The organism is Serratia sp. B501 (genome assembly GCF_051172315.1).
GTDB classification, from domain to species: domain Bacteria; phylum Pseudomonadota; class Gammaproteobacteria; order Enterobacterales; family Enterobacteriaceae; genus Serratia; species Serratia ureilytica.
The window spans coordinates 436662-457670 of record NZ_JBPIZB010000004.1; the positions used below are offsets into that span (position 1 = coordinate 436662).

Consider the following 21009-nt stretch of genomic DNA (forward strand, 5'->3'; position numbering starts at 1 on the left):
TCGTCATGAAGCTGCTGGTCGTTGAAGATGATGAACTGCTGCAACAGGGGCTGGCGTTGGCGCTGACCGGCGAGGGTTACGTCTGCGACTGCGCCACCACGGCAGCGGAGGCCAACAGCCTGCTCATCACCAGCCAATACAGCATGGTGATCCTGGATCTCGGCCTGCCGGATATGGACGGCGCGGCGCTGCTGCGGCAGTGGCGCCGCCAGCAGATCGATCTGCCGGTGCTGATCCTGACTGCCCGCGACGCCCTGGAAGATCGCGTCGACGGGCTGGACGCCGGCGCCGACGACTATCTGGTCAAACCCTTCGCGCTGGTTGAGCTGCAGGCGCGCGTGCGCGCCCTCCTGCGGCGCTACCAGGGCCACAGCGACAATCTGATGCAGGTGGATGACCTGCAGTTGAACCTCTCCAGCCAGCAGGTCTACCTGCAGCAACAACCGGTGGAGGTCACGCCAAAAGAGTTCGCCATTCTGTCGCGCCTGATCATGCGTGCCGGGCAGACGGTCAACCGTGAGCTCCTGCAACAAGATCTCTACACCTGGCAAGACGATCTGGGCTCCAACACGCTGGAAGTGCACATCCACAACCTGCGTCGCAAACTGGGCAAGGATCGCATCCGCACCGTGCGCGGCATCGGCTACCGCCTGGAACCTTCCTCATGATCAGCATGCGCCGCCGCCTGCTGCTGATGTTGGCGCTGATCCTGTTGGTCACGCAGCTCATCAGCGCCTTCTGGCTGTGGCACGAAAGCCAGGAACAGATCAGCTTCCTGGTGGACGAAACCCTGTCCGCCAAAGTGCGCAGCGAGCGCGTCGATACCGAGATCGCCGAGGCCATCGCCTCGCTGTTGGCGCCTTCGCTGATCATGATGATCGTGACCCTGCTAGCGTCTTTCTGGGCCATCAGCTGGATCACCCGCCCGCTCAACCAATTGCAGCAGCGGCTGGAAAAGCGCTCTGCCGATAACCTGACGCCGCTGCCGATCACCAGCGACAGCCAGGAAATGGTGGCGGTCACCAATGCGCTCAATCAGCTGTTCTCGCGGCTGGACAACACCATTCAGCAGGAACGCCTGTTCACCGCCGACGCCGCCCACGAGCTGCGCACGCCGCTGGCCGGCATCCGCCTGCATCTGGAACTGATGGAAAAACAGGGCGTCAAGGGCAGCCAGGCGCTGATCGCCCGCATCGATCAACTGATGCACACCGTCGAGCAACTGCTGATGCTGTCGCGCGCCGGGCAAGACTTTGCCAGCGGCCATTACCAGCATTTCGATTGGGTAGCCGATGTGATCCAGCCGCTGCGTGAAGAGCTCGACGAAATGACCGCCCAACGCGGGCAAACGCTGGCCTGGCAATTGCCGGCCGCCGCCGCGGTGAACGGCGATCCGGTGCTGCTGCGGCTGCTGCTGCGCAACCTGGTCGAAAACGCCCACCGATACGGCCCGGAAGGCGGCGCGATACAGGTGCGGTTAACGCCGCAGGACCGCGGTTATCTGCTGCAGGTCATCGACGATGGCCCGGGGATCAAGGAAGAGATGGTCGGGGAGCTGACGCAGGCGTTTCGCCGCATGGATCAACGCTACGGCGGCAGCGGACTGGGCTTGAATATCGTGATCCGCATCGTGCAGCTGCACCAGGGGCGCTTGACGCTGGAAAACCGCCGCGATGCGCGCGGCCTGAATGCCCAGTGTTGGCTGCCGGAAAAAGCGCTCAAATAATAAGGGCCCAGCGTTGCTGAGCCCTTTATCATCGAATTACTTCTGGTAAATGATTTCGACGCCTTCGTCGTCGTCTTCGTCCCAGTCATCATCCCAGTCGTCATCCGCTTCCGATTCCATCTCCGCCAGCTGTTCGCGGTGATAGTCGTCCCACATGAATTCGACTTTTTCCGGCGCGCTTTCTTCGATCGCCATCGCTTTCGGCTGGGTGTTGATGAAGTTCATCACGTCCCAGCACAGCGCGTTGACGCCTTCGCGGTTGGCGGCGGAGATCATGTAGTACTTTCCTTCCCAGCCCATGCCTTCCACAATCGCCTTGGCGCGTTCGGCAGCTTCTTCCTCACCAATCACATCAATTTTGTTGAACACCAGCCAGCGTGGCTTCTGCGCCAGATTTTCGCTGTATTGGTTCAACTCGTTGATGATGACTTTGGCGTTTTCCACCGGATCGGATTCGTCGATCGGCGCAATGTCCACCAGGTGCAACAGCACGCGGCAACGCTCCAGGTGTTTCAGGAAGCGAATGCCCAGGCCCGCGCCTTCGGAGGCGCCCTCGATCAGCCCCGGAATGTCGGCGACCACAAAGCTCTGCTCGTGGTCCATGCGCACCACGCCCAGGCTTGGCACCAGCGTGGTAAACGGATAATCGGCCACCTTCGGCTTGGCGGCGGACACCGCGCGGATGAAGGTCGACTTGCCGGCGTTCGGCAGCCCCAGCATGCCCACATCGGCCAGCAGCAACAGCTCCAGCAGCAGATCGCGCGCTTCGCCGGCGGTGCCCAGCGTCTTCTGACGCGGCGCACGGTTGACCGACGATTTGAAACGGGTGTTCCCCAGACCGTGCCAGCCGCCTTTGGCGACCATCAGTTTCTGCTCGTGACGGGTCATGTCGCCGAGGATCTCGCCGGTGCCCTGATCCTTCACGCGCGTGCCGACCGGCACCTTGATGATGACGTCTTTACCGCGTTTACCGGTACAGTCGCGGCTCTGGCCATTCTGACCGCGCTCGGCGCGGAAAGACTTCTCAAAGCGGTAGTCGATCAGGGTATTGAGGTTCTCGTCCGCCAGCAGGTAGACGTCGCCGCCGTCGCCGCCGTCGCCGCCGTCAGGCCCGCCGTTAGGGATATATTTTTCGCGGCGGAAGCTGACGCATCCGTTGCCGCCATCGCCTGCAACGACCAGAATCGCTGCTTCATCTACAAACTTCATTTACCGTCTCCGTAAATCATTCACCGGGCTGCTTCAAAGGAGCAACCTGGGGGGGTTCTGCCCGTCGCGGCCACCACCGGTGACCAATTGCGGAAAACATAGCGCCCGCCACGACCACAAACGCGCCAACATAGCCGACGAGATTTAACGTCGGCGCGGCGAACGCCTGGGGCCAGGCCAGCGCCAATAAATCAGAAAACAGCAGGGTAAACAACGGGGTCAGCGTCACCAACGCACTCACCTGCGCCGCCTGCCAGCGAGCCATCGCTTCCGCCAGCGCGCCATAGCCGATCAACGTGTTGGCGCCGCAAAACAGCAGGCACGCCAATTGCCAGCCGCTAAGCTGGAAAATCACCTCGGGTTTGGCCAGAGGGAACAACGCTATCGCACATAAAGTGTACAACATAACCAGGATCTGCGGCGAAGCCAGCCGTCGCAGCAATACCTTCTGCGCCACGCCGTAGCTCACCCAGACCATCGCCGCACACACGCCCAGCATGACGCCCAGCGTGTAGTCCGTCAGCCGGGTAAAGATCTCTATCAGACTGACGTTGAAAAACAACATCAGTCCACAAATCAGCATCAAGGCGCCAATGACCTGGGTGATGCGCATGCGCTCTTTTAAAATCAGCACGCTGGCGAACATCATGCCCACCGGCGACAGCTGGCCAATCACCTGCGACGCCGTCGGGCTCAGGTATTGCAGCGAGGAACTGAAGAACACAAAGTTGCCCAACAGCCCCGCCGTGGCGATCGCCAACAGCAGCAGCCAACGCGGTTGACGGAACATCTTCAGCGGCGGCAGCTTGCCGCGCACCGCGAGGATCACGCCCAAACCGATGGCGGCCATGGTAAAGCGATACCAAACGACGGTAAACGGCTCCATCACCGCCAACACTTCTTTCATCGCGATCGGCAACGCGCCCCAGCAAACCGCCGTGGTTAACGCCAGGGAAATACCCACGCCCACCTGCTGCTTCGTATCCATATTATCTTCGCCAACGCTGACGGGGCTGCCCGCAGGCAACCCATAAATGTAAAAAGCCCCGCAACGAATTGCGGGGCTTACATCTATTTCGTAAGGCTCGAAAAATTATTCAGCTTCGATGCTGATGAATTTACGATTGCTCGGGCCTTTAACTTCGAATTTGACTTTACCGTCTTTCAAAGCAAACAGAGTGTGGTCTTTGCCGCAACCCACGTTGGTACCAGCGTGGAATTTGGTGCCGCGCTGACGAACGATGATGCTGCCTGCCAGTACTGCTTCGCCGCCAAAGCGTTTTACGCCCAGACGTTTAGCTTCTGAATCGCGACCGTTACGAGTCGAGCCGCCAGCCTTTTTGTGTGCCATTAATCCGCTCTCCTAACTTAAGCGCTGATGCCGGTGATTTTAACGTCAGTGAACCACTGACGGTGGCCCTGCTGCTTACGGTGGTGTTTACGACGACGAAACTTAACAATTTTAATTTTCTCGCCACGACCGTGAGCAACGACTTCAGCTTTGATCTTGCCGCCATCGACGAAAGGAACGCCGATTTTGATATCTTCGCCATTAGCGATCATCAGAATCTGGTCAAACTCAACCGCTTCACCAGTTGCGATGTCCAGCTTTTCCAAGCGAACGGTCTGACCTTCGCTTACTCGGTGTTGTTTACCACCACTTTGGAAAACCGCGTACATATAAAACTCCGCTTTCCGCGTGCCCGACTGTGTTAGTTCAGAGCGCGCTATAAATATTCACAATAGGGCGCGAATTCTACGCAAAAAAGCGGCGCATGACAAGAGCAGAATAAGACCAGATGTACAAAAAAGAAGAAAAAAAACACAGTTTCTTTCGTGGCGTTTATCTGAACCGTTTTTCAAGTACAATCATAGGGACAGTTACCGCCATGTACCGATGTGAGCAGCGATCTCAACGCGGTGAAGAGAAACACAGCTGAAAAAAACACAATGAACCTAGAGCAAATTACCGAGTTAACCGCGCAAGATATGGCGGCCGTGAACGCAACAATTCTCGAACAGCTGAATTCCGATGTCACGCTCATCAATCAGCTTGGCTATTACATTATCAGCGGTGGCGGTAAACGCATCCGGCCGATGATCGCCGTCCTGGCGGCGCGAGCGTTGGGCTATGAAGGCAACAAGCACGTCACCGTCGCCGCCCTGATCGAATTCATCCATACCGCCACGCTGCTGCATGACGACGTCGTCGACGAATCGGACATGCGCCGCGGCAAAGCCACCGCCAACGCCGCGTTCGGCAACGCCGCCAGCGTGCTGGTCGGCGACTTTATCTATACCCGCGCCTTCCAGATGATGACCAGCCTGGAATCGCTGCGCGTGCTGGCGCTGATGTCGGAGGCGGTCAACGTCATCGCCGAAGGCGAAGTGCTGCAGTTGATGAACGTGCACGATCCTGACATCAGCGAAGAAAGCTATATGCGGGTGATCTACAGCAAAACCGCCCGTCTGTTTGAGGCGGCGGCGCAATCGTCGGCGATCCTGTCCGGCGCCAACGCCGAGCAAGAGAAGGCGCTGCAAGATTATGGCCGCTACCTCGGCACCGCTTTCCAGCTGATCGACGATCTGCTCGACTACAGCGCCGACGGCAGCACCCTGGGCAAAAACACCGGTGACGATCTGAATGAAGGGAAACCGACCCTGCCGCTGCTGCACGCGATGCACAACGGCGACGACGCACAGCGTGAGATGATCCGCGGCGCGATTGAGCAAGGCAACGGTCGTCATCTGCTGGAGCCGGTATTGCAGGCGATGCAACAATGCGGTTCGCTGGAATACACTCGCCAACGCGCCGAGGAAGAGGCCGACAAGGCGATCGCCGCGCTGCAGGTCTTGCCGGCCTCGGAGCACCGCACGGCGCTGGAAGGCCTGGCGCATCTGGCAGTGCAACGCGACTTTTAAGAAACAAAAGTTTCTTAACGTTCTTATCAGGCCCGCTGAGGCGGGCCTGTCTAGGTATTATTCTCTTCGTCAATGCGCGCCAGCAGGCCGCCTATCCCTTCCCGCATCAGGAAAGCCACCATTTTCTCGCGCTCGCTCTCCGTCAAATGGTAGTAATACTCGATCCATACCGCTAACGGATCCTGGCGTTCTACGTCATACGCCGCCCCATCTTCTTTCAGCATCAGCAGGTTGCGCGCGCCAGGCGGCAGGCTGTCGATATGATACTCCAACGCTTTTCCCTGCACGCCTTTACGCCTGCGGCTTATCCAGCCTTCGCGCCGGGCCATCAGATTGATTCCCTGTGGTGAGGAAGGTAATCCTGCGATGCCTGTCAGTTCCTTGGCGGCAAACCACTCGTTTTTCATAGCCATCATCTCTGGGCAATAGTGGGCAAAGTCATTTTTGGAAATTACTTGAGTATTTTTTAGGAAATTTAATGGTATTCTTGTTTCCGAATAAGCGTTTCACGTTGTTCAAACGCCTAACCCTGATCCGTTAGTTATACCACTAACGCAACTTTGGCTAATCAGAAAAGGAATGTAAACATGAATTCAAGGAACCCAGATTGGCATCCGGCAGATATCATCGCAGCGTTACGCAAACAGGGCACCACGCTGGCGGCGGTGTCGCGCAAGGCCGGATTAAGCTCATCAACGCTGGCCAACGCGCTGTCGCGTCCCTGGCCGAAGGGGGAATGGCTGATCGCCGAAGCAATCGGCATCCACCCATCGGAGATCTGGCCAAGCCGCTATTATGATCCGCACAGCGATTGCCTGCTGGATCGAAAAGCCCGCATCAAATCGTGAACGCGGGGCAAAAAAAACCGCCGGAACAGCGTCCGGCGGCGTTTATCGGCTGACTATCGGCGACGATCAGTTATTGATGAACTTCTCGCCCAGTTCGATATCTTTGTGCAGCACGTCCAGCATCTCATTCAGCGCTTTCTGTTCGAAGGCGCTCAGCGTGCCGATATCCTTGCGTTCTTCAACGCCGTTTTTACCCAGCACCAGCGGCTGTGCGAAGAAGCGAGCGTATTTGCCGTCGCCTTCAACGTAAGCGCATTCCACAACGCCTTTCTCGCCCTGCAGTGCGCGCACCAGAGACAGACCGAAACGCGCGGCCGCCTGGCCCATGGACAGCGTAGCAGACCCGCCACCGGCTTTGGCTTCCACCACTTCGGTGCCGGCGTTCTGAATGCGTTTGGTCAGATCCGCCACTTCCTGATCGGTGAAGCTCACGCCAGGGATCTGCGACAGCAGAGGCAGGATAGTCACGCCAGAGTGGCCGCCGATGACCGGCACGTTCAGCTCTTCCGGCTGCTTGCCTTTCAGCTCGGCCACGAAGGTGTTGGAACGGATGATATCCAGCGAAGTCACGCCGAACAGTTTGTTCTTGTCGTAAACGCCGGCTTTTTTCAACACTTCCGCCGCGATGGCGACCGTGGTGTTAACCGGGTTGGTGATGATGCCGATGCAGGCTTTCGGGCAGGTTTTCGCCACTTGCTCAATCAGGTTACGCACGATGCCGGCGTTAACGTTGAACAGGTCAGAGCGATCCATGCCTGGCTTACGGGCCACGCCGGCGGAAATCAGCACCACGTCCGCACCCTGCAGAGCCGGGGTCGCGTCTTCGCCGCTGAAGCCTTTGATTTTAACTGCGGTTGGGATGTGGCTTAAGTCGACGGCAACGCCTGGGGTAACGGGGGCAATGTCGTAGAGAGAGAGTTCAGAACCTGAAGGAAGCTGGGTTTTGAGTAGAAGGGCGAGGGCCTGGCCGATACCGCCAGCAGCACCGAGAACTGCAACTTTCATCCTATACTCCTTTATTGTCTTAAATATATAAAGCGCCGTGAATGTGTTGGTGACGGACCTTAAATTATTACACCTTTAAAAACAATAAATTAGCTAATTGTTGCCTGCAGGTGCAATAAAATGACCGCTGTCGCGCCCATTTTAGATTAAATCGCTTACGCATGAAGGGCATAGCGCACACTAATCAAAAATAGTGCGAGGTTATTCACGAGCAAGTTAACCGGCCGTTACATTACACCCTTACGCAACATCAGAACAACATCATTTTAATAACATTTTATTTACCAGCGCAGGCCGATTTTCCGACGTCAAAAGGGCATATTCATCACGGCCGGATTTTGTTAAAATGCCGCCCTTTCCTCGCCGCCCGGTCATGTTTATTTTCTTTGGGTCGGCCTTTGTTGCATAAAAATTCATCTATATGCATAATCATGACTTCCATTATCAACATTCCACGGTGCAAAATGCGTAATCCCGCAAAACAGGAAGATCTGATCAAGACGTTCAAAGCGTTATTGAAAGAAGAAAAATTCAGTTCTCAAGGCGAGATCGTTTTGGCGCTGCAAGAAGAAGGCTTCGAAAACATTAACCAATCCAAAGTATCGCGCATGCTGACCAAGTTCGGTGCGGTACGTACGCGCAATGCCAAAATGGAAATGGTGTATTGCCTTCCTGCCGAACTCGGCGTGCCGACCACCACCAGCCCGCTGAAGAACCTGGTGCTGGACGTCGACCATAACGACGCCGTCGTGGTGATCCACACCAGTCCGGGCGCCGCACAGCTGATCGCCCGCCTGCTTGACTCCTTGGGCAAATCCCAGGGTATCCTCGGCACTATCGCCGGCGACGACACGATTTTCGTCACGCCGTCCAGCAGCTTTACCGCTCAGAAGCTGCATGAAGCGATCCTGGGCGTGTTCGAGCAAGAGCTGTGAAACCTGGCGCTAACAAAGTGCGGCTACCGCCCGCATTTTGTTAGCGCTTCTTTAACCCTCGCGTTACCTTTCCGGCCTTCAACCGCGTTTAACACTGCTTTTTTATCCCGCAACAACACATTTCCATGACATATCCATGTAACCAGCAGTACCCACTGTGATCTTCCGCACTTTTGGTCAAAAGCACTTACCTTATTGAAATTACATAAATTTAACATCGAAAGATCGTTTTATGAGCGTTTTTTATTCCTTGTAGTTATAAAAAATAAGGTTCATCGGTTTAAAGTTTCACTAGCAACTGTTAGCGAACTATTAATTTTTGGCGTTACTAGCTGTATACTCATTTCCGTGAACTGAATCACAGTTCGTTGGAACTGATAAAAGAATACGATGAGGTGAGATGATGAAAATTAAAGCTACCGTTGCAACCCTGAGCGTTCTGTCCATGCTTTCCTTTGGTGCATTCGCAGCACAATCTGTTGACGCAACCCAGGCCGCAAAACTGCAGCCCGCCGGTGTGATCACCGTGAGCGGCGTCGCCGCTGCGCCTTCCGACATTCGTCAGGCGCTGTCCGATAAAGCCGACGCCAAAGGGGCGACCGCTTACCGCGTGATCGAAGCGCGCAACGACGGCAACTTCCACGCGACCGCTGAAATCTACAAATAAGTACCGGCATTACCCGGCAACGGGCAATACATCTCTGGAATCAAACGCTGTCATAACGGCCTTCAAGAATAAAAATCGCTGCCAAGCCCTTCCAGGCTGTTATGACCAAGGATCGCTATCATGAACATGAAAACTACTCTCGCTGCACTCGGTTTGCTGTCTGTCATCTCCTTTGGCGCGTCTGCCGCCCAGTTGGTGACTAATGATCAGACCGCCAATCTGCAATCTATCGGCACCATTACCGTCAGCGGTATCGACGGCGCACCGACCGACATTCGCCAGGCGCTGTCGGAGAAAGCCGATGCTAAAGGCGCGACCGCCTACCGCGTGATCGAAGCGCGTAACGAAGGCAACTACCACGCCACCGCCGAGATTTACAAATAACAACTCTGGGAACGGCTTTGCAGAGCTGATTACCCTCGTCACTGCCACTGCCGAGTTCTGACGCAAACGCCGATTTCCCAGAGACCCTCTCGTCGTCCTATCCGACGAACCCCGTTGCCCTCGCTCGCGAGGGCTTTTTTATGGGCGTAAAAAAGGCCGCGAATGCGGCCCTTAGGTTGGCTTATGCGGCTGAACAATCAGTAGGTCACCTTCGGTTCCTGCTTTTTCGCCAACGCGTCCAACAGGCGATCGTGAATGCCGCCGAAACCGCCGTTGCTCATCACCAGAATGTGGTCGCCCGGCTGTGCGGTTTTCACCACCATCTCCACCAGCGTGTCGAGATCCGCGCTCCAGTGCGCCGGCTGCACGCAGGCATCCGCCACTTCCGCAACCTGCCACGGAATGTGATGCGGCTGGAACAGGAACACTTCATCGGCACGGCCGAGCGAAGGCGCCAGATCGTTTTTGCTGATGCCCATTTTCATGGTGTTGGATCGCGGCTCCAGCACCGCCAGAATGCGCGCCGTGCCGCCTACCTTGCCGCGCAGCGCGGCCAGAGTGGCCAGGATCGCCGTCGGGTGGTGCGCGAAATCGTCGTAGACCGTGACGCCGTTGGCTTCGCCACGCAGCTCCAGGCGGCGACGGGCGTTGATGAAGTCGCCCAAGGCGCGGCAGGCGTCCGCCGGCTGCACGCCAACGTGACGGGTCGCCGCGATGGCCATCAGGCCGTTATGCATGTTGTGCTCGCCCACCAGCGCCCAGTTCACTTCGCCAACCTGCTCGCCGTCGAGGAACACCGCGTAATGACTGGCGTCCGGCGTCAGCTTCTGCGCGCGCCAGGTGCCCTCTTCGCCCACCAGCTCCTGTTCGCTCCAGCAGCCCATCGCCATCACCTGCTTCAGGTGGCTGTCGTTGTCCGGCAGGATGATCTTGCCTTTGCCCGGCACCAGGCGCACCAGGTGGTGGAATTGTTTCTGAATGGCTTTCAGATCGTCGAAGATATCGGCGTGGTCGAACTCCAGGTTGTTCATGATCAGCGTGCGCGGGCTGTAGTGCACGAACTTGGAGCGCTTGTCGAAGAACGCGCAGTCATACTCGTCGGCCTCGATCACGAAGAACGGGCTGCCGCCGAGGCGAGCCGAGACGTCGAAGTTGCCCGGCACGCCGCCGATGACGAAGCCCGGCTGGTAGCCGCAGGCTTCGAGGATCCAGGTCGCCATGCCAGCGGTGGTGGTTTTGCCGTGGGTGCCGGCGACCGCCAGTACCCAGCGATCGCGCAACACGGCGTCGTGCAGCCACTGCGGGCCGGAAACGTAAGGGATACCACGCTCCAGCACCGCCTCCACGCACGGGTTGCCGCGCGTCATGGCGTTGCCGATGATCACCAGATCCGGCGCCGGATCCAGCTGGGCCGGATCATAACCCTGAATAAGATCGATCCCCTGGTTCTCCAGCAGCGTGCTCATCGGCGGATAGACGTTGGCGTCCGAACCGGTGACGTCATGCCCCAGTGAGCGCGCCAGCATCGCCAGCCCGCCCATAAAGGTGCCACAGATCCCAAGAATGTGAATGCGCATAGGTTTCTCATGTGAGTGCATCGAATGTCGGCATATTCTAACGCTCAGAATCGTCCAGAAGAAATGGATTTGCCTATGAATGGCGCGCATCTTTGGGCTACACTGCTCGCGAAAACGTTGGCGGTTTGTTAACAGGCCGCTATCCATCCGTAGATTCAGGGATTGTGTCATGAAAACGTTAGGCGAATTTATCGTCGAGAAACAGCACGACTTCTCGCACGCCACCGGCGAGCTGACCGCGTTACTTTCTGCCATTAAACTGGGCGCCAAAATCATTCACCGCGATATCAACAAGGCCGGCCTGGTTGATATTCTGGGGACCAGCGGGGTGTCCAACGTACAGGGCGAAGTTCAGATGAAACTGGACCTGTACGCGAACGAAAAACTGAAAGCGGCGTTGAAAGCGCGTGGTGAAGTTGCGGGTATCGCTTCCGAAGAAGAAGATGAAATCGTGATATTCGACGGCGAGCGAGCTGAAAATGCCAAGTATGTCGTATTGATGGACCCGTTGGACGGTTCGTCCAACATCGATGTCAACGTCTCGGTCGGTACGATTTTCTCTATCTATCGTCGCATCACGCCGGTCGGCACGCCGGTGACCGAAGAAGACTTCCTGCAGCCGGGCAGCGCCCAGGTCGCAGCGGGTTACGTGGTTTACGGTTCGTCCACCATGCTGGTGTACACCACCGGTTACGGCGTCCACGCCTTCACGTACGATCCGTCTCTGGGCGTGTTCTGTCTCTCTCACGAGAAAGTACGTTTCCCGGCGAGCGGCAACATGTATTCCATCAACGAAGGCAACTACATCAAGTTCCCTCTCGGCGTGAAGAAATACATCAAGTACTGCCAGGAGCAGGATGAAGCGACGCAGCGCCCTTACACCTCGCGCTACATCGGTTCTCTGGTGGCGGACTTCCACCGCAACCTGCTGAAAGGCGGCATCTACATCTACCCAAGCACCGCCAGCCACCCGCAAGGCAAGCTGCGCCTGCTGTACGAATGCAACCCGATGGCGTTCCTGGCCGAACAGGCCGGCGGCAAGGCCAGCGACGGCAAAAACCGCATTCTGGACATCACGCCGGTGAAACTGCACCAGCGCGCGCCATTCTTCGTCGGCACCAAGTCGATGGTGGAAGACGCAGAACGCTTCATCGCCGAAAACCCGGACGAGTAACGCGTTCTTTGCCAGGGTTCGGCGCCTTGCCGAACCCTTATTACCTTACAGCTTGAACGCCGCCATGCTCTGCGCCAGCAGCTGAGCCTGATCTTCCAGCGAGCGCGTCGCCGCCGCAGACTCCTCCACCAGCGCCGCATTCTGTTGCGCCACCTGATCCATCTGCGCCACCGCCAGGTTCACCTGTTCGATACCGCTGCTTTGTTCGCGCGTCGCCGCCGAGATCTCACGCATCAACGCCGTCACCCGGCCCACTTCACCGGTGATGCCGCTCATGGTCTGCGCCGCCGACTCCACCATCTGTTCGCCTTCCTGCACCCGGTTTTGCGACGCTTCGATCAGCCCTTTGATCTCTTTCGCCGACTGGGCGCTGCGCTGCGCCAGGTTGCGCACTTCACCGGCCACCACCGCGAAACCGCGGCCCTGTTCGCCGGCGCGCGCGGCTTCCACCGCCGCGTTCAGCGCCAGGATGTTGGTCTGGAAGGCGATGCCGTCCATCACGCTGATGATATCGGCGATGCGGCGCGAGCTGTCGGTGATCGCCTGCATCTTGCTCATCACCTGGCTGACCACCTCACTGCCCTGGTTGGCGATATCGGACACGCTCAACGCCAGCTGATTGGCCTGTTCACAGTTCTCGGCGTTCATTTTCACCGTCGAGGTCAGCTGTTCCATGCTGGCGGCGGTCTCTTCCAGCGACGCGGCCGATTCTTCGGTGCGCTGCGCCAGATGCAGGTTGCCGGCAGCCAGTTCGCGCGAACCGGTGTCGATCTGGCTGCTGGCGTCGCGCACTTTGCTGACCGAACTGGCCAGCGCCTGCTGCATGCGCTGCATCGCCCGCACCAGGCGCCCCATCTCGGTATCGCCCTCGCCGCGGATCTCGTGGGTCAGATCGCCGCCGGCGATGTGTTCCAGCTGCGCGATGGACTCATCCAGCGGACGCAAAATGATCACGCGCAGCGCGAACCAGGCCAGCAACGCCAACAGCACGCTGAGCAGGCCCGCCACCACGATCAGCGAGATCTTGGTGCTGGCGTTGCTTTCCGCCTCATACACCTGCTTCTCGCCGAGCTTCATGGCGAAGCTGCGGAAATCGGTGAGATCCTTTTCAAACGCGATGCTCAAGGCGGAAATGCGCGTCTCCTGGATATGGTAATACTCATCGATCTTGCCGGCCTTGATGGCGGCGGCCATCGGCTTCACGCCCTGCTCCAGATAGGCGCGATAGCTGTTTTGCAGGCGGCTGGAGAGTTCGCGGCCGCGCTCGGTCACGGTGCCGACGCCGACAAAGCGCGCCATTTCCTTGTTCGACTGCTCGAGGTAGCCGTAGATGCGGCCCACGGTGGCGTCGGAGACATCAGTCTGGCCGATCTCCCGTTGGCGCACCGCCAGCGAAGCGGCGGTTCGGGCGCGCAGCGTCAGGTTGGAGCTGTTGGCCAGCGAGCCCAGCTCTTCGCCGAGGATCTGGTTTAAGGTATGGATCGAGCGCGATCCTTCGTTAATCGCGTTGACGCCAATAACGCTGACCATGATCAGCAGCATGGTCATCAGGCTCAGCAGGGCGATCAGCCCAGCCTTCACCGTAATCTTTTTTAGCATGAGTTCTTCCCGGCTTCAGAATAGTGAGATCAGACGTAGTAGGGGTGGCAAAACGCGGAGCCAGCTTTGCTGGCTCATTATTGTTTGTTGAAGTTATCGGCAGGCGGAGGCAAAACTTCATGCCGCGGCGGGATTAATCTGGAAATTATCCCTGCGTCGGCGCGCGGGGTTTTCGACGATGAAAAGGGCAGGAAATCGCAAAAGAGTCCGCTATAATAGCCGCCACTCCATTTCTGGTTTGATGATTAAAGGAAACCGACATGAGCTTGAATCTGGTCCCTGCTGGCAAAGACCTGCCGGAAGACATCTACGTAGTAATCGAAATCCCGGCCAACGCCGATCCAATCAAATACGAAATCGACAAAGAAACCGGCGCGCTGTTCGTTGACCGTTTCATGTCCACCGCGATGTTCTACCCGTGCAACTACGGCTACATCAACCACACCCTGTCTCTGGACGGTGACCCGGTTGACGTGCTGGTTCCAACCCCATACCCGCTGCAGCCGGGCTCCGTGATCCGCTGCCGTCCGGTTGGCGTGCTGAAAATGACCGACGAAGCCGGTGAAGACGCCAAGCTGGTTGCGGTGCCACACAGCAAGCTGACCAAAGAGTACGATCACGTGAAAGACGTGAACGACCTGCCGGAACTGCTGAAAGCCCAGATCGCTCACTTCTTCGAGCACTACAAAGATCTGGAAAAAGGCAAATGGGTGAAAGTGGAAGGCTGGGCAGACGCTGCCGCAGCTAAAGCGGAAATCATCGCCTCCTTCGAACGCGCTGCCAAGAAGTAATTCCAGCCGCCGTCCGATGAAAAAACACCGCTCATTGAGCGGTGTTTTTTTCTTACTGTTCTTCGAGACGCTTCAGCCAGTCACCGCTGGTAATTCGCGGGTAACCGTCCACGCTGTGTTTGTACAGGTAGATCCACGCACTCCCATAAGGCGTCTGAATCAGCTCGCGCTTATAGTCCTTGGTGTTGCTTTTCAGTTCGTCCAGCTCTGCCAGAATCGATGAGTTAATACGATACACCTCGCAATGTATCGTGCCCTCTCCAGGGATCGCCGCCGGGTAATGGCCCAGATTGTAAATCTGATAGCCTTCGAGCTCGTGCTCGCCGAGCCATTGGGCGTTGGTCATCCAATGGCTGTTTCCCTGTTTGCGTCGTAAACTGCCGTAGACAATTATTCGCATCGCTAAAACTCAAACTGATAGAGCAAATCTAATGCCTGGTCGAGACCAGACACCGCTTCAAGATACAACTTAGGCATCAGGCGATAACGCAACGTCAGCGTGGCCAGCGAGTCGAAAATGCCCACCCCATATTTTACTTGTAAGCCTGGGAGGACATAGCCGCTCACGACAACCTGGGAATTGTCGCCAACCCCTTGAGTGTCCAGAGCCAAATTACTCACGCCGAATGCCTCGCCGATTTTACCCACAAGTTGACCACTTTGTGCAACCCCCATGCCGATTAACATCGACGTCATGGCGTTGCCGTCGGCGCCTGAGCTGTTCAAGCCCTGGCCGCGCAGCAGATAAGACAGGGCTTCCTGTTGCGATTTGGCCGGATCGGAGAACACTTCCAGCTTCGGCGCATCCGCCAGGCCGGTCACGCGCACGCCGGCGGTCACGTCGTCCTCGGTGGATTCCGGGTTGCGGATCGCTTCGATATTGAGCAGCGGCTGATCCGGCGGGCCGGAGAACATCAGCTGCCCTTTACGCACGATCAAATCCTGACCATAAGCATGGAAGCGACCGGAAGGGATGTCAATCTGGCCGTTGAGGCCCAGCCCTTTCTTGTCCTGCACCACTTTCAAATCACCCTTCAAGCGGGCTTTGAGGCCGAAGGCGTCCAGCCGCACGTCATTGCCGACGTGGATCATCAGGTTGCTGTTGATCGGAATCGAGGCGGTCTTCGGTTGAATCGGCTTCAACTGGTCGTCCAGCATCACTTCGTCGGAAGAGACGCCCACCGCGCTTTCCGGCAGCTCCTGCACCGTGATGCGCGCCCAAGGGATGTCGACCTTGCCGTTGAGCGAGAACAGCTGCGGCGTGGCTTCGAACACCAGATCCGGCGACACGTCGATGCGGATCATCGGCGGCACCGTCACCCGCAGCTTGTCGCCCTTGGCGGCAATGCGCGCACGCCAGGCGTTGATGTCACGCCAGTCGGCATCGCCTGCCAGATTCAGCTGGCCGCGCGTGGTGCTGAGCAGCCCTTCCAGCGTCGATGTCATGCCATTGAAATTCACCGCCAGCCGCGCGTCGGTCATATCGAACGGCATCCAGTGGCCCTGCACCTTCGCCCGATCCAACGCCAGACGCCCGAACACCAGCGGCTTCTGCGCGCTGCCGCCCAGACGCAGGTTGGCGTTCAGCATGCCTGCAGCGCTTTCGCCCTTCATCAGCGCCGGGTTAATCAGCGCCAACGAAATGTTGGTGATATTGACGTTGCCGCTGATGGTGCGCCGCACCTGCGGATCCGCCACCTGAATATTGCCGTCGAACTGGCCGTTGTTGGTCAGTTTGATCCGCCAGTCGGCCTGCGCGCGGCCGTTGTTCAGACCGGCGTTGAGGGTCAGCGTATCGAAGGCGATCGGCAGCGCGTTGCCCTGCACCTGCTGCACCACCTTGACGCCGTTGCCGGCCAACGTGACCTTCGCCTCCGGCAGCGCGCCGCCCGGTTTCCAACTGACGTCGGCCCGGCCGGTGAACACGCCGCTCAGGGCGGTCTCCGGGCCGAGGAACGGCTTGATCATCGCCAGATCGAACCGGTTGAGCACCACGCTGGCCTGGCCGCTCTGGCCGGCTTCGATGGTCTTCGGCACGCACAGCTCGGCGTTCGGGTTCTGCCAACAGTGCGGCCCGATGCTGATTTTCTGCGCGGTGTTCAGGTAGTCCAGCGCGATGGCGCGCGTCAGGCGCCACTCCCCCACCGGCGTATCGAAGCGGGTATTGTTCAGATTGCCGCGCCAGCGCTGCTGCTGACGATCGAAGCTGCCCTGCAGCGCCAGCTGGCCGGAGACCGGCTTACCGTCGATCTTCAACTGCAGCTGATGCTGCTTCTCGCTGCCTTTGGCGTCGAGGGTCAGCAGGCTGACTTCCAGCGCGTCCTGCTTCAGTTGCTCGACGCGTACCGCCAGCTGCCCCTGGATCTGATCCGTGGAGCGCACGTCACCGTCGATCTTCACCCGATTGATGCGCAGCGCCTGCCACTGCAAACCGGAGGCGGTCAAATCCGCCAGCAGCTGAGGCGCCTGCAGATTGCCGCGCAGCTTCAGCAGCCCTTTGGCGGTGCCGCCCAGGCCCGGCAGCGCGCCGTCCAGACGCGGCGCGTCGATGTTGGCGTCCAGGTTCCAGCTTTTCTCGTCCAGCTGTCCTTTGACGTTCAGCTGGTTGCGCCCCAACGTCAGATCGATGCCGGGGATTTTCCACTGCCCGGCGGCGTTGCCGCTCAGCGTGCCGCGCGCCGTGACCTTGTTCTGCTTCACGTTGCCGTCCAGCTGCAGCACCGGCACCTGCAGCTGCCAGCTGCCGCCGTGCAGGCTGCCGCGCGTGGTGATCTTGCCGTCGAGTTTCGCCGGCCATTCCGGCCACTGCTTGGCGGTATTGATGCCGCTCAGCGTCAATTGAGAGTTCCAGCTGATGGCCTTGCTCCAGTCCACCAGCGCGGTGAGATCGGTATTGCCCTGCAGCGCCGCCAGCCGCAGGCGCTCCAGCTTGAACTGCTCGACGTTGCCTTTGCCGTCCAGCGTCAGCACCGCCGGCGGCAGATCCTGACCTTTCAGATTGGCGCGCGTCGACAACGCATAGTCGGTCGCCTTGCCGTTAAAGCGCAGGCGGAAATCGTTAACCTGGTACTGCGCCTCGCCGCTCAGCGGCCATTTCAGCTGTTTGCTCTGCAGCGTCAGCGCCAGCGGCAGGCCGGCTTCGGCCAGCCGGGTTTGCACATCAAGCTGGGCACCGACCGGGCCGGACAGGTTCAGCGCGACCTTCAGCTCATCACGCAACCCGCCGCCGATGTTCAGCTTCACCTTCTCGCCCTTCAGCGGCTCGATGTTCAATGCGCTGTTAGCGGTCAGGGCCACCGGCCAATCGCCGGTCAGGGTCGCCTGCCCCTGCACCGACAGCGTACCCTGCGGCGACTTCACGTCGAAGTTGTCCAGTTGGATATGCTGATCCTGCGTGCTGGCCTGCAGCAAGAGACTCGTGATCAGCACGTCGGTATCGCCGGTCAAGCGCAGCTGTTCGCCGCTGATCTCTTTCACGGTGATATCCAGCGGCAGGCGGATGTCCGGCAGATCCGGCAACAGCGGTTTGGCGAACAGTTCCTTTAGCGTTTCGCCAAGCGGCTTCTCTTCCGGCTGCGGCGCCGGTTTCGCCGCGTCGGTAACCTGCTCACCGACCTTTTTCGCCACCTCGACCGCCGGTTGCACCGCTTCCGGCAACGGATTTTGCGGCGTTTTCGGCAAGGCGATCAGCAACGAGCCGATCTTGGTCGGCATCAGCGTCAGCGCGCGCTCTTGCCACTGCGCGCCGGTGCGGAACTCGGCCAGAGAGATGGCGGTATCGTCGACGGTGACCTTGACGTTGTTCAGCGCCAGCAGGCGCAGGGTGATCGGATAAGGCGTACTGAGATTGGTGGTCGGCTCACTGCTCTCCTCCACCGGCGCGGAGGGCGCCATCTCTTTGGTGTTCACCGCCACGTCCACGTCCTGAGCAGTCAAGGCGTTGACGCACAGCGAGCTGCGTTTAAAGCAGGAGAGATCGAGGGACAGATGGAATTGCCCGGCGTTGACCGTCACGCCCGGCATCTGATACTTCACGCCCTTCAGCGTCAGATCGCGCCAGCCGCCGCTGACGCCGGCGATCTCCAGCCCCGGCACCCAGCGCGCCGCGCCGTTGATGACCATATGCAAACCGGTGGTGGTCCCCACCAGAAAGGCCAGCCCGCCGATCAGCAGCAGCAGAACGACCAGAAATCCGAGACAAATCTTTTTAACCAGGCTCATAGTTCAGGCCCCAAACCGATGTAGAACTGCATCCCGTGAGTGTCCTTGTCTCCCACGGGCGCGGCGATATCCAGCTTCACCGGCCCCACCGGCGACTGCCAGCGCACGCCTACGCCGGCGCCGGTCTTGAAGTTGCTCTGCTTGATATCGTTCACCGCTTCACCGGAATCGACGAACATCGCCCCCCACCATTTGCCGGTCACGTTGTATTGATACTCCAGCGAGCCGGTCAGCATCTTGGAGGCGCCGGTCAGCTTGCCGTCGTCGCCGCGCGGCGAAATGTCTTTGTACTTGTAGCCGCGAATGCTGCGGTCACCACCGGCGAAGAAGCGCAAATCCGGCGGCACCTTGTCGAAGTCGTTGGTTTCTATCCATCCCACCTGCCCACGCGCCACGAAACGATGCTTGTCGGCGAGCGTGCGGATCCAGACGTTCTGCGCCTGCATCAGCGCGAAGTCCACGCCCGAGCCCCAGGTGGTGTCGGATACGTCGATGGAGTAGCGCTGGCTGTCGCCCCAGGTCGGCATCAGGCCGCCGCGCGAGCGGGTGCGGTTGAAGCTGACGCCGGGATACAGCAGCATGGTGGTGTTGCTGACGTTGCCCTGGGTAAAGTTATCCCAGCGCCAGGTCAGGTTGATCGCCCGCTGCCAGCCGCTGGAGAGATCCCAGTTGCGCGAAGCCACCACTTTGGAGGTCACGGATTTGGTGTCGTTAAGATCGACGTTCTTGAGCCCGCCCTGCAGCAGGTAATACTGCTCCAGCGGATTCTTCAGCAGCGGGATCTTATAGGTCAGATCCAGCTGCTGCTCCGGCGCCGACACGCTGGCGCTGGTTTCCAGGCTGTGGCCGCGATCGTTGAGCCAAGGCTTTTTCCAGGTGCCTTTCACCCGCGGGCCGACGTCGGTGGAGTAACCGATACCGGTTTCGATGGTATTGCGCGTACGCGGCGTTACCAGCGCGTCCAACGGCAAAATCTTGTTCTCTTTGGCATCGTTGAAATCAGGGGACACCACCACCGAGTTGAACCAGTTGGTGGCGGACAAACGGCGGTTCAGCTCGGCCAAATCCTCCGAACTGTAGTAATCCCCCTGATGAAAGGGCACCAGATTTTGCAGATAGTCTTCGCGGATTTGCGAACCGGTGAATTTCACCTTGCCGAAGCGGTAACGTTCGCCGCTGTTGAAATCGATATCCCAAAACGCCTTGTGCAGATCTTCTGCCACGCCAAGTTGGCTTTTGGTCATGTCGGCGTCGAAGTAGCCTTTGCGCAGCGCCAGGCCGGTCAGCGAGCCTTTGAAACTGTCATACTTGCCGTGGTTGAGGATCTCGCCAATGGTCGGCCGATCCTTCTTTACCAGCGCCAGGTAGTCCTCATCGGTCTTCGCGCCGCCTTCCAGCACGATGTTGGCGCCGGCGATGCGCACCGGTTCGCCCGGATTGACCTTGGCATGCAGCACCGGACGCGACATCCCCGGCCGATCGTCCAGCGTAAACTCGATGGTCGGCTGGTAATAGCCGAGCGCGCGCAGCCCCTGGCGCACCGCCTCATCCACCCGTGCGCGGAAGCGACCGTCGGTGCCGACCTCTTCAGGCGTGATCGACGACAGCCGCACCCGGACGTTTTTTTCCAACTCTCCGCTTAACCCCTCCACCTGCAGCCGCACGTTGGCCGCATAGGCTGCAGGTGCCGCAAGCAACACAGATATCAAGCACATGACCGGGTACTTTGGCACGTGTTCTCCTTATTGATTTTACTTTCCTGTTATGGTGTTCGCTCCGGGGCCAGGGCAGACTCCGCGCTATCATGACGGCAGCCCTCTTCAACCTTCTTCCGGACGCCGCCCGCCGCGCTTTGCCGCCGCGCAACAGGCGAATTCTTCACTTTTGGCGCTCAAAATACTGCGTTAAGCTTATACAAAATCCCACTTGCCGCTTATTGTGGGCAAAGACG

The 21009-nt window shown here is 58.7% G+C and carries 20 protein-coding genes; 9 read left to right on the top strand and 11 right to left on the bottom strand.

Going from position 1 to position 21009, the window contains the following annotated elements; translation table 11 throughout:
• Positions 1 to 5: 5 nt before the first annotated feature.
• Together pmrA and pmrB are read left to right on the top strand one after the other, a co-directional pair.
• Positions 6 to 668 carry a two-component system response regulator PmrA gene (gene pmrA / locus ACSBQV_RS15615; RefSeq protein ID WP_089195390.1) on the top strand — a complete coding sequence of 221 codons (663 nt, stop codon included), beginning with the start codon at positions 6 to 8 and terminating at the stop codon, positions 666 to 668.
• The gene (gene pmrB / locus ACSBQV_RS15620) at positions 665 to 1726 is read left to right on the top strand and encodes a two-component system sensor histidine kinase PmrB (protein ID WP_033641653.1); all 1062 of its coding nucleotides are present in this window, start codon (positions 665 to 667) and stop codon (positions 1724 to 1726) included. The genes pmrA and pmrB overlap by 4 nt, the downstream gene beginning before the upstream one ends.
• A gap of 36 nt (positions 1727 to 1762) precedes the next feature.
• Here the strand turns inward: pmrB and cgtA are convergent, their stop codons facing one another.
• From cgtA to rplU, 4 genes are all read right to left on the bottom strand, one after another.
• Positions 1763 to 2935 (bottom strand): Obg family GTPase CgtA, encoded by a 1173-nt coding sequence (cgtA, locus tag ACSBQV_RS15625; protein WP_033641651.1) that lies wholly within the window; start codon positions 2933 to 2935, stop codon positions 1763 to 1765.
• Positions 2936 to 2951: 16 nt separating this feature from the next.
• Complete coding sequence (locus ACSBQV_RS15630) at positions 2952 to 3923, bottom strand: DMT family transporter (RefSeq protein ID WP_033651479.1); 972 nt, start codon at positions 3921 to 3923, stop codon at positions 2952 to 2954.
• 105 nt (positions 3924 to 4028) lie between these two features.
• Positions 4029 to 4286: a 50S ribosomal protein L27 gene (gene rpmA / locus ACSBQV_RS15635; protein WP_004933559.1), complete on the bottom strand. Its 258-nt coding sequence runs from the start codon at positions 4284 to 4286 to the stop codon at positions 4029 to 4031.
• A 17-nt stretch (positions 4287 to 4303) separates the two neighbouring features.
• The gene (gene rplU / locus ACSBQV_RS15640; RefSeq protein ID WP_004933561.1) at positions 4304 to 4615 is read right to left on the bottom strand and encodes a 50S ribosomal protein L21; all 312 of its coding nucleotides are present in this window, start codon (positions 4613 to 4615) and stop codon (positions 4304 to 4306) included.
• Positions 4616 to 4885: 270 nt separating this feature from the next.
• On the opposite strand from rplU, the gene ispB reads away from it, so the two are divergent.
• On the top strand, positions 4886 to 5857 hold the full coding sequence (ispB, locus tag ACSBQV_RS15645; RefSeq protein ID WP_033641648.1) for an octaprenyl diphosphate synthase: 972 nt from the start codon (positions 4886 to 4888) through the stop codon (positions 5855 to 5857).
• A 50-nt stretch (positions 5858 to 5907) separates the two neighbouring features.
• On the opposite strand, the gene ACSBQV_RS15650 is transcribed toward ispB, so the two are convergent.
• Entirely contained in the window at positions 5908 to 6264 is a 357-nt protein-coding gene (locus ACSBQV_RS15650) for a DNA-binding protein (protein ID WP_033651481.1), read from the bottom strand.
• A 180-nt stretch (positions 6265 to 6444) separates the two neighbouring features.
• Here ACSBQV_RS15650 and ACSBQV_RS15655 point away from each other — a divergent pair, with 180 nt between their 5' ends.
• A complete protein-coding gene (locus ACSBQV_RS15655; RefSeq protein WP_004933567.1) occupies positions 6445 to 6705 on the top strand; it encodes a helix-turn-helix domain-containing protein in 261 nt (86 codons plus the stop codon).
• Positions 6706 to 6771: 66 nt separating this feature from the next.
• On the opposite strand, the gene mdh is transcribed toward ACSBQV_RS15655, so the two are convergent.
• A complete protein-coding gene (gene mdh / locus ACSBQV_RS15660; protein ID WP_033636811.1) occupies positions 6772 to 7710 on the bottom strand; it encodes a malate dehydrogenase in 939 nt (312 codons plus the stop codon).
• A 464-nt stretch (positions 7711 to 8174) separates the two neighbouring features.
• Between mdh and argR the strand changes: the two genes are divergently transcribed.
• From argR to yhcN (ACSBQV_RS15675), 3 genes are all read left to right on the top strand, one after another.
• Positions 8175 to 8645: a transcriptional regulator ArgR gene (argR, locus tag ACSBQV_RS15665; protein WP_099783376.1), complete on the top strand. Its 471-nt coding sequence runs from the start codon at positions 8175 to 8177 to the stop codon at positions 8643 to 8645.
• A 403-nt stretch (positions 8646 to 9048) separates the two neighbouring features.
• Complete coding sequence (yhcN, locus tag ACSBQV_RS15670; RefSeq protein WP_004933574.1) at positions 9049 to 9312, top strand: peroxide/acid stress response protein YhcN; 264 nt, start codon at positions 9049 to 9051, stop codon at positions 9310 to 9312.
• A 120-nt stretch (positions 9313 to 9432) separates the two neighbouring features.
• Positions 9433 to 9696, top strand: coding sequence for a peroxide/acid stress response protein YhcN (yhcN, locus tag ACSBQV_RS15675; RefSeq protein ID WP_025305042.1), 264 nt, complete (start codon positions 9433 to 9435; stop codon positions 9694 to 9696).
• Positions 9697 to 9893: 197 nt separating this feature from the next.
• Here yhcN (ACSBQV_RS15675) and mpl read toward each other — a convergent pair whose 3' ends face one another.
• On the bottom strand, positions 9894 to 11273 hold the full coding sequence (gene mpl / locus ACSBQV_RS15680) for a UDP-N-acetylmuramate:L-alanyl-gamma-D-glutamyl-meso-diaminopimelate ligase (RefSeq protein WP_033651482.1): 1380 nt from the start codon (positions 11271 to 11273) through the stop codon (positions 9894 to 9896).
• A 169-nt stretch (positions 11274 to 11442) separates the two neighbouring features.
• Here mpl and fbp point away from each other — a divergent pair, with 169 nt between their 5' ends.
• Positions 11443 to 12447, top strand: coding sequence for a class 1 fructose-bisphosphatase (fbp, locus tag ACSBQV_RS15685; protein ID WP_004933587.1), 1005 nt, complete (start codon positions 11443 to 11445; stop codon positions 12445 to 12447).
• 45 nt (positions 12448 to 12492) lie between these two features.
• Here fbp and ACSBQV_RS15690 read toward each other — a convergent pair whose 3' ends face one another.
• Complete coding sequence (locus ACSBQV_RS15690) at positions 12493 to 14046, bottom strand: methyl-accepting chemotaxis protein (RefSeq protein WP_033651483.1); 1554 nt, start codon at positions 14044 to 14046, stop codon at positions 12493 to 12495.
• Positions 14047 to 14306: 260 nt separating this feature from the next.
• On the opposite strand from ACSBQV_RS15690, the gene ppa reads away from it, so the two are divergent.
• Complete coding sequence (gene ppa, locus ACSBQV_RS15695; protein WP_004933594.1) at positions 14307 to 14837, top strand: inorganic diphosphatase; 531 nt, start codon at positions 14307 to 14309, stop codon at positions 14835 to 14837.
• A 52-nt stretch (positions 14838 to 14889) separates the two neighbouring features.
• On the opposite strand, the gene ACSBQV_RS15700 is transcribed toward ppa, so the two are convergent.
• From ACSBQV_RS15700 to tamA, 3 genes are read right to left on the bottom strand one after another with little or no spacing between them, the layout of a single operon-like run.
• Entirely contained in the window at positions 14890 to 15237 is a 348-nt protein-coding gene (locus ACSBQV_RS15700; protein WP_025159589.1) for a gamma-glutamylcyclotransferase family protein, read from the bottom strand.
• 2 nt (positions 15238 to 15239) lie between these two features.
• Complete coding sequence (gene tamB / locus ACSBQV_RS15705) at positions 15240 to 19058, bottom strand: autotransporter assembly complex protein TamB (RefSeq protein WP_099783292.1); 3819 nt, start codon at positions 19056 to 19058, stop codon at positions 15240 to 15242.
• The gene (tamA, locus tag ACSBQV_RS15710) at positions 19055 to 20773 is read right to left on the bottom strand and encodes an autotransporter assembly complex protein TamA (protein ID WP_169539905.1); all 1719 of its coding nucleotides are present in this window, start codon (positions 20771 to 20773) and stop codon (positions 19055 to 19057) included. Before tamA ends, tamB begins: the two co-directional genes overlap by 4 nt.
• Positions 20774 to 21009: the final 236 nt, after the last annotated feature.